The sequence below is a fragment of the Clostridium sp. LY3-2 genome, assembly GCF_024705715.1.
Taxonomy (GTDB): Bacteria; Bacillota; Clostridia; order Clostridiales; family Clostridiaceae; genus Clostridium.
The window spans coordinates 1-14,330 of the sequence record NZ_JAMDLQ010000052.1 but is presented as its reverse complement, the minus strand read 5'-3'; the positions used below and the strand labels follow the sequence as shown (position 1 = coordinate 14,330).

Annotated in this window: 14 protein-coding genes; 13 read left to right on the top strand and 1 reads right to left on the bottom strand. The window is 25.8% G+C overall.

The genetic code is table 11. From position 1 onward, the window contains the following. Positions 1 to 74: 74 nt before the first annotated feature. The 10 genes from M4I33_RS14925 (at position 75) to M4I33_RS14880 (ending at position 8,759) form a co-directional block, all read left to right on the top strand. The gene (locus M4I33_RS14925; protein WP_257917571.1) at positions 75 to 530 is read left to right on the top strand and encodes a LytTR family DNA-binding domain-containing protein; all 456 of its coding nucleotides are present in this window, start codon (positions 75 to 77) and stop codon (positions 528 to 530) included. Between the two features lie 2 nt (positions 531 to 532). Next, positions 533 to 1,225, top strand: coding sequence for a hypothetical protein (locus M4I33_RS14920; RefSeq protein ID WP_257917570.1), 693 nt, complete (start codon positions 533 to 535; stop codon positions 1,223 to 1,225). A gap of 150 nt (positions 1,226 to 1,375) precedes the next feature. Next, positions 1,376 to 2,125: an SDR family NAD(P)-dependent oxidoreductase gene (locus M4I33_RS14915; RefSeq protein ID WP_257917569.1), complete on the top strand. Its 750-nt coding sequence runs from the start codon at positions 1,376 to 1,378 to the stop codon at positions 2,123 to 2,125. Between the two features lie 39 nt (positions 2,126 to 2,164). Continuing rightward, positions 2,165 to 2,488, top strand: coding sequence for a co-chaperone YbbN (locus M4I33_RS14910; RefSeq protein ID WP_257917568.1), 324 nt, complete (start codon positions 2,165 to 2,167; stop codon positions 2,486 to 2,488). Positions 2,489 to 2,667: 179 nt separating this feature from the next. Continuing rightward, on the top strand, positions 2,668 to 3,006 hold the full coding sequence (locus M4I33_RS14905) for a zinc ribbon domain-containing protein YjdM (RefSeq protein ID WP_257917567.1): 339 nt from the start codon (positions 2,668 to 2,670) through the stop codon (positions 3,004 to 3,006). Between the two features lie 117 nt (positions 3,007 to 3,123). Further along, the gene (locus tag M4I33_RS14900; protein WP_257917566.1) at positions 3,124 to 4,155 is read left to right on the top strand and encodes a TRM11 family methyltransferase; all 1,032 of its coding nucleotides are present in this window, start codon (positions 3,124 to 3,126) and stop codon (positions 4,153 to 4,155) included. Positions 4,156 to 4,271: 116 nt separating this feature from the next. After that, positions 4,272 to 5,297, top strand: a complete 1,026-nt coding sequence (locus M4I33_RS14895) for an FUSC family protein (protein WP_257917565.1) — start codon at positions 4,272 to 4,274, stop codon at positions 5,295 to 5,297. Between the two features lie 108 nt (positions 5,298 to 5,405). Then, a complete protein-coding gene (locus M4I33_RS14890) occupies positions 5,406 to 7,304 on the top strand; it encodes an FUSC family protein (RefSeq protein WP_257917564.1) in 1,899 nt (632 codons plus the stop codon). 100 nt (positions 7,305 to 7,404) lie between these two features. After that, complete coding sequence (locus tag M4I33_RS14885) at positions 7,405 to 7,971, top strand: hypothetical protein (RefSeq protein WP_257917563.1); 567 nt, start codon at positions 7,405 to 7,407, stop codon at positions 7,969 to 7,971. A 119-nt stretch (positions 7,972 to 8,090) separates the two neighbouring features. Further along, on the top strand, positions 8,091 to 8,759 hold the full coding sequence (locus M4I33_RS14880; protein WP_257917562.1) for an MIP/aquaporin family protein: 669 nt from the start codon (positions 8,091 to 8,093) through the stop codon (positions 8,757 to 8,759). A gap of 47 nt (positions 8,760 to 8,806) precedes the next feature. Here the strand turns inward: M4I33_RS14880 and M4I33_RS14875 are convergent, their stop codons facing one another. Next, complete coding sequence (locus M4I33_RS14875; protein WP_257917561.1) at positions 8,807 to 9,226, bottom strand: hypothetical protein; 420 nt, start codon at positions 9,224 to 9,226, stop codon at positions 8,807 to 8,809. A 132-nt stretch (positions 9,227 to 9,358) separates the two neighbouring features. On the opposite strand from M4I33_RS14875, the gene M4I33_RS14870 reads away from it, so the two are divergent. The 3 genes from M4I33_RS14870 to M4I33_RS14860 all read left to right on the top strand — a co-directional run bounded on the left by M4I33_RS14870 (position 9,359) and on the right by M4I33_RS14860 (position 13,907). Continuing rightward, entirely contained in the window at positions 9,359 to 12,043 is a 2,685-nt protein-coding gene (locus M4I33_RS14870) for a YfhO family protein (RefSeq protein ID WP_257917560.1), read from the top strand. 163 nt (positions 12,044 to 12,206) lie between these two features. Next, positions 12,207 to 12,680, top strand: coding sequence for an RNA polymerase sigma factor (locus M4I33_RS14865; protein ID WP_257917559.1), 474 nt, complete (start codon positions 12,207 to 12,209; stop codon positions 12,678 to 12,680). Further along, entirely contained in the window at positions 12,681 to 13,907 is a 1,227-nt protein-coding gene (locus tag M4I33_RS14860) for a DUF4179 domain-containing protein (RefSeq protein ID WP_257917558.1), read from the top strand. It abuts the gene before it with no gap. Positions 13,908 to 14,330: the final 423 nt, after the last annotated feature.

Below are 14,330 nucleotides of genomic sequence, written 5' to 3'. Positions count from 1 at the left end.
ATATACCACTTAGTCAAAGAGCATTTACTATAGCTAATTAAGTTTTATATAATTAGCTTGTGGAGAGTGAAGATATGAATATAAAGATTGAAGTTTTAGAAAAACTAAAAGATTATGAAATTATTATAAGATGCAATGAAATTAATGATGAAATAAGAGAGATAAATAACGCAATTATAAATTCAATTAGTAAATACCACAAGATAACATTCTTTAAAGAAAATACAGAGTACTATATTTCTTTAGAAAATATATTATTTTTTGAAACAGAAGAAAATTCAATTAATGCACATACCACAAAAGATATATACAAAGTAAAATATAAACTCTACGAACTAGAAGATTTACTTCCAGGAAATTTTATGAGAGTATCGAAATCCACAATACTAAATACAAATAAAATATATTCTATAACTAGAAGTTTATCATCTGCAAGTAAGGTTGAATTTTTAAATACGTATAAACAAGTATATGTATCTAGATTTTATTACAAACCATTAAAAATTAAATTACAAGAAAAGAGGGGATAATATTGAAAAAAGATAGAGTTTTGTTTGGGATAATACTTATACTTGGAAGTATATTTATGATTTTAAGTAAACTAGGATATTTTGAAGACTTTAATATATTTTATTTATTTCTTTCAGGAGTATTTTTATTTGTAAGTATAAGAAGCTTATTTAGAAAGAATTTTTATGGAGTATTCTTCCCATTAGCATTTATAGGAATAATCTATAGCAAGCAATTAGGAATAACAGATATAACTCCAGGACCTATTTTAATTGCAGCTGCCCTATTAAGCTTAGGGTTATCACTTATATTTAAAAAGCCTAAATATGTTATAAATAACGGTAGTTACGATAAAATATATGAAGATATTAGCTGTGAAGATAGTGAATATATAAACCTAAACACTTCTTTTGGAAGTAGTATAAAATATATAAATGCAGATAATTTTAAATGTGCTAATTTAAGCTGCTCTTTTGGAAGTATGAAGCTTTATTTTGATAATGCAAATATTTTAAACGATAGAGCTGTTTTAAAGTTAGATGTAAGCTTTGGAGGCGTTGAAATTTTTGTACCTAAAGATTGGTATATAGATGATAAAACTTGCGTTTCTTTTGGAGGATTAACAGAAAAAAATAAAGGCGATAGAAACACTAGTAAAACATTAGTTTTAACTGGGGACATAAGTTTCTCTGGCGTGGATATAATATATATATAAGCTTAAATAATAAGGTAGTAGGTAAATTTTTAATTACTTACTACCTTATATTCATTAATTACATAAAAGTTTTAAAATTTTTATGGGCACTTAAAAATTAAAAGGTCTATTATATAGTAAAGAAATATGTTATATAAGGAGAGATGTTTTATGAAGGGAATTAAAAACAAAGTAGTAGTTATAACTGGAGGAACTAGAGGTATAGGTTTTGAGACAGTTAAAAAGTTTTTAAGTAATGGCGCAAAGGTTGCCTTATGCGGGTCAAAAAAAGAAACTGTAGATAAAGCCTTAGAAGAATTAAAAGGCATAAGTGAAAAATACGAAGTTATAGGATGTTATCCAAACCTTTTAAATCCAAAAGAGATAGATGAAATGGTAGATACTATTTTAGAAAAATGGGGCAAAATTGATGTACTTATAAATAACGCTGGTGTTAGCGATAATAAAAGTATATACGATCAAGCGCCGGAGCATTTTGAAAAAATATTAGATATAAATATACAAGCTATTTTTAATTGCACAAAAATAATTGCAGAAGTTATGAAAGAGGAAAAGAAAGGTGTAATTTTAAATACTAGTTCTGTAGTAAGTTTATATGGTCAAAAAACAGGAGTAGGGTACCCTACATCTAAATTTGCAGTTAATGGACTAACTAAATCTTTAGCAAGGGAACTTGGAAAAGACGGAATAAGAGTAAATGCGGTAGCACCTGGAGTAATAGAAACAGATATGGTGAAAGCTTTAGATAAAAATATAATAGATGCTATTTCTAAAACAATTCCTTTAGATAGACTTGGAACTTCAGAAGACGTCGCTAACGCATTTTTATTTTTAGCTTCAGATATGGCAAGTTATATAAGTGGTGAAATCTTATCTGTTGATGGTGCAGTTGTAATATAATCTATTTATATGATTAAGTTAGAAGGGAGATTTAGACTTATGAAAAAAGTTAAAAGTACAGAAGAAATAAATGACTTTATAAATTCAGATATGGCTATAGTATATTTTACAGGGCTAGACTGCGGGGCTTGTGAAGCTATTAAATTTAAAGTAGAAGACATGATAAAAAAATATCCTAAAATAAAAGCTTGTGAGATAAGTGGAGAAAAATATCCAAACATCGCAGCAGAGTTTGGTATATTTTCTCTTCCAATCTTAATTTTATACGTAGATAAAAAAGAAACTATAAGAACTGGAAGAAACGTAAGTATGCTTGATTTAGAAAAAGATATAGATAGATACTATAATATGATTTTCAATTAATTAAATATAAAAACATTAGAAAAACGGAGAAAAAAAGAGTAATGAAGAGTAATACTAATTAATTTGCCTTATTTCAAATATTATGTTAGTATATAGGCAGATAAGGAAGTCCTTATTATTTTTTTGCAAAAAATCAATAGAGAAATCTATTTGAGAAAAAATGAACGGAGGAAACTTAAATGAACACATTACCAAATTGCCCAAAATGCAATTCAGAATATACTTATGAAGATGGAGCTCTTTTCGTATGCCCAGAGTGTGCTTACGAGTGGAATGCAGCTTCACAAGAACAAAATGATGATACTTTAGTTGTTAAAGATTCAAACGGAAACATCCTACAAGATGGAGATTCAGTATCAATAATTAAAGACCTTAAAGTTAAAGGTGCTTCATCTGCATTAAAAAAAGGAACTAAAGTTAAAAACATACGTTTAGTTGAGGGAGACCACAACATAGATTGTAAAATAGATGGTTTCGGAGCTATGCAATTAAAATCAGAATTTGTTAAAAAGTTATAATATAAATTAAATCTGCCATATTAAAAATAAGGCAGATTTTTTTGTTTTTAGCATTTTATTATATATATATTTAGTGTAGAATTGTAAAGAAAGTTTTTATTAGAAGGGATGATATGAATGTATCAATACGCAATTTTAGCGAATCCAAGTCATACTCGTATTTATTTTGATGAGGCAATTAAAATAGCTTGTTTAGAACTTGAAGCTATAGTTTCAGCACATGACATTAAAATAGAAAATATAGGGGAAGGAAATATAGGCCTTCCAAACTGCATTACATTTGAGACAGATAAAAGATTAGACGATATAGATTTTAAAGCAATAAGTACATCTTCAGTTTATTATGCTATGTTTGAAATAGTAGAAGATGGATTATTGAAACCAGTAAAAATAGACGATTTTAGAAGTTTCCCTGAAAGCTTAGTTCAAATACTTAAGTATACTGGGAAAACAAATGAGTTATTTACTAGAATGATGGTAACTTTAGCAGAAGCTGCATGTAAGACTGGAAGCAAAAAACTAAGATTATTTGATCCTATGTGTGGTAAAGGAACTACTCTTTTTGAAGGATTAATAAGAGGTTATGATGTAACTGGAATAGATATAAATGAAAAGTGGTCAAACGAAATCCAAACATTTATAGTAAGATACTTAAAAATGGGTAAATACAAGCACAAAACATCTAAAGAAAAAAGAACAGGTAACAACGGCAAAAAGATTGCAAATTATTTTAATTTAACAACAGCAAAGACTAAAGAAGAATTTGTAAAAGGTGAAGTTCAAAGCCTTGATTTATTTACAACAGATACTAGAAATGCATATCTTCTTATAAAAAAGAATACTTGTGATATGTTAGTATCAGACCTACCTTACGGAGTTCAACACGGTAGTAAGGTTGCAAACGAAATAGCTATGGATAGAAGCCCTTTAGATCTTTTAAAAGAGGCAATTCCTTCATGGAAAAATGCTTTAAAAGTAAAAGGATCACTTGTTCTTTCGTATAATGAATTTACTTTAAAGTATGATGAGGTTAAAGAAGTATTAGAGCTAAGAGGTTTTGAAGTTTTAGATAGAAAGCCTTATTTTGGATATATACATAGAGTAGACCAATCAATAAACCGTAATTTAATAGTAGCAGTTAAAAAATAAAAAGAGCACAAATTTTGTGCTTTTTTATTTTTAAAAAATTTTTTAAAAAATAGCGTTATTGAAAAATCTTTTTCTCTGTGATAATATTGTTCACTACAGAGAAGGGATATGAAAAAATGAAACAAAAAATTATACCAAATACTTTACTATTTATATTTATAATTTTCTTCGTAAATATATTTAATACTCTCTTTGGAAAAGAAAATGCATTAGTTGGTGTATCTACAATAGTTGCGGCTTTAGTATTATTATCTAAAGACCTTACAAAGAATTCCTTTAACAATTTTTCTAAGTTACTTTTAGTAAATATAGGACTTGGAGTATCATCATATATAGCAGCTCATAATGTATGGGTAGGGTTATTTATAAATTTCATGGTGCTTGCATCCATAGGGTATTTTTTAAGTTATAACTTTACAAAGGAACTTGTAGTCGCATTTGGACTTCAATATAACTTTATGTTATATACTCCAGTAAATGGAGTTATGTTTGGGAAAAGATTACTTGGGCTTATGTTTGCAGCAGTATTTATTATGGTGCTTCAGCTCATAGTTAATAGTAAAAAGAAAAAAATAGAAGTAGAAAAATCAGATATATTAGAGTTTGAAGAAGAAGGTAATGATAGTAAGACAATAACTATACTAGGCAAAAGTGTACAAGTTCATCCAGTTAGAGCAGGATATGCAATAAGAGTTGGACTACTTACATCTTTAACTGCATTTATAGCAGGGTATTTTGAACTAGCGCAAGGTAGATGGATGACTTATACAATATTTTCATTAACTGAATTATATTCAGAGCACTGCAAAGTTAGATCAAAACAAAGACTAGAAGGAACTATTATAGGTGCAATTATAGTAATATTACTATTTATGATAATTAAAAATAACACTATAAGGCTTGCAATGATATTTGTAGGAGGATATTTAGATACTTACACTACAAATTATAGAGATAAGATAATTTGCGTAACTATATCAGTAGTTGCGGCTATGTCTATAAGTGATGGTTCTATTTATTCATCTATGCAAAGAATAATGTACGTTTTTATAGGTGCAGTAATAGCACTTATTGCAAATAAATATATTTTTAGCTTTTCAAAAGAAGAGGATAATAAAAATATGACCCTAGGATTTAAATAAGATGTTAAAATGAAAGTGTAGTAAAATTTTTTTACTACACTTTCATTGCATTTTAGACGTATAAATTAGAGTTAGTATAAAAATATAAATTAAATCGGGAGAAAGTTTATGAAAATTAATTTTAAAAAAGAGATAAAAAAAGTAATTAATTTTATTTTAATGCTCTTAGTAGTTTCTATTTTCTTTGTATTTGGGAAAGATAATGTTTTGATAGGGTTTGGGACGCTTTTAATTACATCAAGTTTTCTTATAGATGACTATTCTGTAAGACCTAAAAAAATGATAAAACTTATGGTATTTATACAAGTAGCTATAGGTATATTTTCATATTTAGCTAGTTTAAATTATTTAATAGGGTTAGCTATTACAATAGTAGTAGTTTTTTCTTTGTATTATATTTTTAGTTATGATGTTAAACCTTCTAAGAGTTCTGGGTTTGTAATGACATATTTATTTTTATTATATTCTCCAATTACTTTAAATCAGTTACCTAAAAGACTTTTAGCATTAGCTTTTTCAGGACTAGTTATAATGGGACTTTATTATTACTTAAATAAAGCTAAGAATAAAAAAGTTATAAGTAATGAATTAAATACAATTTTAAAAAATATAACTTTAGAAGTGGAGCTTGTGTTACAAGGAAAAGAGATATCAAGTATTAATGAAAAAACAAATCTCCTTATAAAAAACACTGAGATAAAAATATATGAAAAAAGAGAGAGTTTTAAAAAAGATGTAGAGGAGATTTACTATAAATCTATTATTCTAACTGTGCTTAAAAACATAAACAAAAGTATTAGTTTAGTAAATAAAAATATAGAAAATGAGAAAATTTTAATAAGGGTTAAAAACTTTTTAGATAATATAGGTCTTTATATAAATAGAGAAATTAATATAGAAGAATTAAAAGAGATTGCAAATAGAGATTACAAAGAATTAAAAGAAGTTAGAGTCACAAATGGAGTAGATAAGTTCAGATTTTATTATTTTAAATATATTCTAAAAGAAATGATAAATCTTATAGATAATAAAGAAAAAATACTAAAATTATTTAAAAATAAAAGAATAGAAGAGTTTAAATTAAATGAAAAGAAGGTAACAAATCTATCTATAAGATGGAATATAGCAATAAAAGCAGCTATAGTTATTTCACTATCTGTTTTTGTGGTTAATTATTTCAATATATATTTTGGTAAGTGGATACCTTTTACTATGACTGTTTTGATATTACCTTATGCGGAACAAAGCAATGAAAAAATTATAGAAAGGATGTCTGGTACTTTTTTAGGAGTAGTTTTATTTGAAATTTTAAATACTTTTGTTGGAACTAATAAGATATTAATTATAATAGCTTTAGTTGTATCTATATTCTTATCAATAAATATAAACTCTTATAGTAGGAGATCTATATTTATTACAACAGGTGCGCTTCTTTCTATGATGGTTATCTATCCTAAGGATTCTATGGGCGAACTTGCTCTTTATAGAATACTATTTAATATAATTGCTGCAATAGTAGTAGCATTAGTATTAAATTTTATTTTCCCATATAAAATAAATAAAGATACTAAAGAATGTATTGAAGAATCAATAAGACTTAATAACAAAATGATAGAATCGCTTATAAGTAATGAATTAAATATAGAAGATTTAGATAAAAAGCTTATAATGAGTAATCATTATTTTAGAAGACTTAACTATAACAACATAATAATTAAAAGTGATAATATAAGTAAATTTTTAAGTAAGCAAGTTGAGTATATAGGAGATATATGTTTTTTATTTAAAAGCGGTGTTTATCTAAAGGATAAAGAGCTTTATAAAAACTTTGCTTTAAAGATAATAGAAAAGTATAAAGAAGAAAATTCAATAGAAGAGATAAAAGATATATTTAATAATTCAAAGAGCGATATAGAAAAAAATATAATATTAAGCTTATACGTTATATATACTGATATGAATCTATTAAATGATTTAGGAAGTAAATGCAAAAAAGAATTAATATAAACTTTTACTATAATAGAATAAGTTACAAAATAAAAAAATAAATATGATAGATTAAATAAACAAATACTATATTTAAAATAAGAAAAAGCGAGGTATTAATATGAGCAGAAAACCACGCTATTTTGCAATAGTAGCACATTGTTTATTAAATCCATCAACTAGAGTTCACTTACTAGGGAAGCGATTTGAAATCGCAAAGATGGTAAGTGAATTTTTTTTGAGTAAGCATGTAAGTATTATACAGCTTCCTTGTCCAGAGTTTACGGCTATGGGTTATATGAGAAACCCTCAAGGAAGACAGCAATACAACAACATATTTTTTAAAAAGCACTGCAAAAAAGAATTAGAGTCCTTTGTAGATATGATATCAGAACTTACAAATAACAATAATACCCCTCTTTGTTTTGTAGGAATCCAAGGTAGTCCAACATGTAGTATATACTGGGGAAAACATAAACTAAACAAATACAAAACAGAATCTATGAATGAAGATGATAATTTGAATTCTGAAGATACAATTTATGGAGTTATGACAGAAGTTTTAGATGAAATGTTAAAAGAAAAAGGAATATGTATCCCATATTTAGAGGCACCAGTAAAAGAAAATATAGAATCAGATAAGTCTAAGAAGTTTTTCTTAGATTTATATAATACTATTAAACGATAACATGAAAAAATCTATGTCAAAAATTACATTAAAACGTTCAAAACTATCGAATACATTCAGTTAAAATTATAAACAGATAAAATCTATTACTTAATAATAATTTTGAAAGGGGATATATTATGACTAAAAAATTTATAAGTGAAATTATTGGTACTTTTGTTCTAGTATTACTTGGAACTGGAGCTGCAGTTTTAGGAGGAGGTATCGATGGAATTGGAATATTAGGAATAGCTATGGCATTCGGACTGTCAATAGTAGCTATGGCATATAGCATCGGTACTATTTCAGGCTGTCACATAAACCCAGCTGTAAGTATAGCAATGTTTGTAAATAAAAGAATAAGTTTAAAAGAACTTATAGGATATATAATAGCTCAAATAATAGGAGCTCTTTTAGGAACATTGACACTTGTAACAGTTTTAAAATCAGCAGGATTATCTTTAGATAATTTAGGGCAAAATGCATTTGGAGATTTAACAGCTGGAGGAGCATTTTTAGTAGAAGCAATTTTAACATTCATATTTGTATTAACTATAATTGCAGTAACAGGTAAGAAAGGAAATCCAAACTTAGCTGGACTTGTAATAGGATTCTCATTAGTTCTTGTACATATAGTTGGAATTCCACTTACAGGAACATCAGTTAACCCAGCTCGTAGTTTAGCACCAGCATTATTTGTTGGAGGAACTGCACTTTCAGAAGTTTGGTTATTTATATTAGCACCTATAGTTGGTGGAATAATCGCAGCTTTAGTTGGAAGATTTGTTTTAGATACTGAAGAAGAATAATAATTATAATAAAAAGGTTGTATCAATTAATTTGATGCAACCTTTTTTTATACAAGTGCTTCTTCATTTGGATCTAGTAATGCAATCTCAGTTAGGGCATCAACTCTAGCTATATTTGCAAGAACGCTTAAAAAATAAGCATTTGATAATTTCTCGTAAGGAACTAGAGAAATGTTTAAACCTAAAAGTTCGTTTTTAGAATTAATTTGATAAATTCTAGTATAAGCTACGTAAAAAAGTACTATAAGACCGCAAAGCACTAATTTCTCACCTATAACTAAAAGAGCAGCTGCATCTTCTGTTATAGGTATTTCTGGTTCATTTTCTTCTCTTATGTCTAAATCAGCTACGTGAACAAATATTGAGTATCCTATTATAAGTAGATAAGAACCATATTTCTCCATAACAGCTAAGTATATAGCTAAGTTTTTAAAAAACTCTTCTAATTTAGGATCTCCTTTTTCCAAATGTTTTCCCTCCTAAAATATAAAGATATTTTATTATATGGATAAAATACCTTTTAGTTCTTTTAAGAGAAGATTAAAAAATAATAAAAGTGTACATAATTAATATAAATCTTAAAAAAGGAGTTTATAATTTTGCTTAAATTAAAAAGAAGAGAAGACCTTTTAAAATACACTAATATGTTTATAGTTTTAATAGTGATATTTATAGGTTTATTTATTTTTTATGATAAGAGCCTTATTTGGAAATCAGATGGAATAAATCAACATTTTCCTATCTTGTATGATTTTAATGAAAACATAAGGAAATTTTTTAGTGATATATCATTAGGATTTAAAGAATGGTCATTTGAAATAGGTTACGGAAGTGACATCATAGGAGCATATTCTTATTATATTTTAGGGGATCCTATATCGTATTTATCACTATTATTTCCTTTAGAAAAAATGGAATTAGCATATAATATTTTAATTATAATAAGATTATATTTATCTGGGATTTCTTTTATAATTTATGCTAGATATATGGGGTATTCTGATGATTCTGTAAGTTTAGGTGCTATTTCATATGCTTTTTCAGGTTTTGTGATGATGGGAGGGATAAAGCATCCTTACTTTATAAATCCACTTATAATATTACCAATAGCATTTTTAAGTATAGAGTTTTTTATAAAAAATAAGAGTAAATGCTTTTTTGCAGTTGTAGTTGCGATAAGCATGATTATAAATTTCTATTTTTTTTATATGATTGCAATAATAAGTTTTTTGTATTTGATTTTAAGACTCCTTCAAATCAAAAAAAGTAAAAAAATTTTTTTGAAAGTTTTAAGGTCTACAACCTTTTATGGAATTATTGGGATTATGATATCAAGTGTTATTTTATTGCCATCAATATATAGTTTTTTAACATCATCAAGGGTTATTGTAAAAGAAGCGAATACTTTATTAGCACTATATCCTATTTCTTATTATATAAATTTATTTTTTAATGTTATTTCAAGTGGAAGCTATCCTTTTTGGACAATATTAACCTTTCCTATACTTACAGTATTATTTTTACCAGTTTTCTTTAGGGTTAGAAATGAAAACAAAACATATTTTTATATGTTGATGATTTTTACAGTTATGATATTTATACCTTCTGCAGGTTCATTTATGAATGGTATGTCTGGAATATCCAATAGGTGGACATTTGCATTTGTATTTATATCTAGCATTGTTATAACAGTAGGTTTTGAAAACATATCTAAAATAACAAAGAAAGATAAAATTTATATGATTAGTATATTGATTTTTTTTAGTATCCTAGCTTTTATAAAATACTTTTTCCCAGAAATCAAAAATGAAATAAAACCACAAATAATCATAGGTTTTATATTTTTGTATATAATAAATTATTTTAAATATAGTAAAGAGAAGCTACATACTACAGTAGCGTTATTACTACTTTTGAATATAGGAGTGATAATAGTTTATAAATACAGTAGTTATGGAAATAATTTTATAAAATCATTTATGAATTCTAAGAAAGCTGATGATTATTATTTAAATGGATTAAACGGTGCTGATGATTTTATAAAGAATTTTGATAAAGGATTTTATAGAATAAGTAAAACAGATGATGTTTCAAGAGATAAAACAAGAAACAATTCAATATACAGCAATTTTTATGGTATAGATTCATTCCTATCAATAAACAATGGATATTTAGCTGAATTCTCAAAGGATTTAAATAATAGAGCATATACACCTAATAGTCCTATAATAAACTTTGATAATAGACATATAATAAATAGCATTATGGGTGTAAAGTATTTTATAAGTAAAAATAATAATTTAGATATAGATAACAGATTGACTAAATTAAAGACTATAGGCAAATCTACTATTTATGAAAATAATGATGTTATGCCATTTGGGTTTGTATATAATAAAGTAATTTCTAAAGAAGAATTTAAGTCACTAAATGGAATAGAGAAAGAAGAATCTTTAATTTATAGTGCAGCTATAGACAAAAGCAACAGTTATCAATTTTCAAAACACAATAGTAATATAGAAAACATTAAATATACCATAGAAAAAGGGTCTGAAAAAATAAAAGGTAATACTATTGAAATAAAAGAGGAAAATGAGGAGATTGTATTAAAAATAGAAGAGGAATTTAAAGGGAATATTTATTTAGAGATTGACGGAGTGGAATATACTTCAGATTTAAATAATAAAAGCCTATTTGAACAATACCTTCTTAGCATAAGGAGATTTAATAAAGGCGATGGATTTTCAATAAACAGTAGATTTAGAGAAGTGAGTAAGAATTTTAATATCCCAGATTCACTGGATATATCTAATAATTATAGGACAAAGATAATGCTAACTAATTTAGGGATTTATAATGATATTAACAAAGATGATAGAGTAATAATTAAATTTAATAAAAAAGGAATATATAAATTTGATTCTATAAAAATTAAGAATTTTAATTATTATAAATATATTAATGATTTAAATAATTTAAAAGCTAACAGTTTAGACATAAAAACTATGAGCAATGATAAAATAATAGGGAATCTATATTCTAATAGTTCAGGTGTTTTGATGATTCAAATACCATATTCTCACGGATGGAAAATAAAAATAGATAATAAATATGTAGATACAGTTAAAGTAAATGGGGCCTTTTTAGGTTGTGAAGTTAAAGAAGGTAATAGTGAAATTTTATTAGAGTATAAGACACCGTTTTTAAGAGTAGGGTTATTTATTAGCGTATTAGGAGTAACTATTCTCATCTATTTATATAAATACAGTAAAAAAGATAACTAAATATTTAGTTATCTTTTTTTACGTACTGAAAAGCATAAAATTAGATAATATGGCAAAGTTATTTTTAAAATTATAGGGGAAATAAATTAAAATATTATTATTAGTTTAAACAAAAAAGGGTTTAGAGTCGTTTATAGAGTATAAAGCTTTTAAGGGGGATAATATGAGGGGTATATTTAAAAAAGAAAGGGAAGTAGAGGAGTTTATAATTAAAAATCAAAATAGACTTTATAAAATAGCTTATATATATGCAAAAAATAAAGATGATGCTTTAGATATAGTTAGTGAGAGTATTGTAAAGACATATAAAAATATGGATAGAGTTATTAAAGTAGATAATATTGAAAAGTATATTGTTAGGATTGTTATAAATACAGCAGTAGATTTTATTCGTAAGAATTCAAAGATAAAACTAGAAGAGGTAGTAGATATATCAAGTTCTTTTAATATAACTGATATAAATTATTTAGTAGACTCTTTAAGTGATGATTTAAAAACTGTAATAATACTAAAATATTTCGAAAAATATAAAATAAGAGAAATAGCAGAGATACTAAATATCCCAGAATCAAAAGTAAAGAATAGATTGCATAAAGCTTTAAAGGTTTTAAGAATTGAAATTGAGGAGGGAGAATAGATGAGTAAAAATACTTTAATAAATATATACGAAGATATAGAAATACCAGAAGAATTAAGTTTAAAAGTTAGAGGTGCTATAAAGTCAGGAAAGAAAGCAAGGCGAAATAAAAATATAAAAAGTATAGGAATAAGTGCAGCGGTTATTTCAATATGTTTTGTTGGAGCCGTAAATGCATCAGTAGAAGTAGCAGAAGCATTAAGCAAAATACCAGGGATTAAAGAATTAGTAGAATTAGTTAAACTTGATAAAGATAGTGGTTTTGATAATGCTATTAATGAAGGTTTAGTTCAAGATATAAATTATAGAAAAGAAAAAGATGGAGTAGCAGTAAATATAAATACTATAGTAGGGGATTATAAAAGGCTTTGGTTAGATTTAAAAATAACTGTAGAAGAGGAAGTAAGAGATATATCTATAACTAATGATAAAGGTGAGTTTGTAGATGTTAGAATTATGATAACAAAAGAACCAAATACAAAGAAGGAATACTTAGTTGTAGGCTTTAATGAAAGAATAGATAAATTTAATTTAAATATAAAAGTTATAAATAAAGAAAAAAAAGAAATAGATTTTAATATTCCTATAGAGTTAGATGAAAAGATTAAAAACAGTAAAGGAATAAAAACTTCTTTAAATAGCAGTGTAGAGACAGAACTAGGAAATCTGAAAGTTATATCTATGGAAAAAACTAATTCAAGATTGAAAATTAATTTTAAGTTAGATAATGATATCTATAAGATATATAGTTTTAAAAACCCAAGATTAATAGATGGTTATGGCAAGGAATATAAACAATCTGATATTTATACTTCTTATAAAAACGGAGAAAGTATGGTTGAATTTAGAGCTGGTTTAAATTTAGGTGAAGATATCAGATTTGTATGTGATGGTATTTATATTTCTAAAAAGGAACCTCAAAATATAAAGATAGATTTAAATAAAAGAAAAGTAATAGATAATAAGTATGGGTTTAAAATTAAGTCATTAAATAAATCAGTGCTTACTTTAAGTAGTAATGATATATATGATATAGGAAGTTTAGATGTAATAAATAAAAATGATGGAGACTTTAAAGGCTTAAGTTGTAGTTATAATGAAAACAACGATGTAGTAGAAGTAGAGTGCGATTTTAAATTAAATAAAAATAACTCAGATGTTTTAGAGATAAAAGCAAAAGATATAAGTGAAAAGTTAATTAAAGGAGTAAATATTCCTATTAAATAAGTTAAAATGCATAGAAATATATTATTTCTATGCATTTTCTAATATATCTAATAAAAACTTAGACTTATTTTAAGGGTAAAAGCTTTAAATATTGATTTAAAAATGAGTGTTTTGCGTATTTATAAGGGGAAACAAAGGAAAACTATACCACGCGTATCAGTATATGATATGTTGTCGAAAAGAAGAGCAAATGGAAGGAGGGGAAGGGAGAGTTACTTAAACAAATTAAAATACAATTAAAAAATATAAAGATAAGTCTATAATAAGATACATCAGCTACGGCAAACAACTTAAATTTCCAAGAGAAATTTGTTGACAATGTCGAAAGATGATGATATACTAAACTAGTCGCTTGAGTGCGACAGAGATTAAATGGTCTTTGAAAATTGAACAGATTTATATAATACAAAACCAGCAATTCTT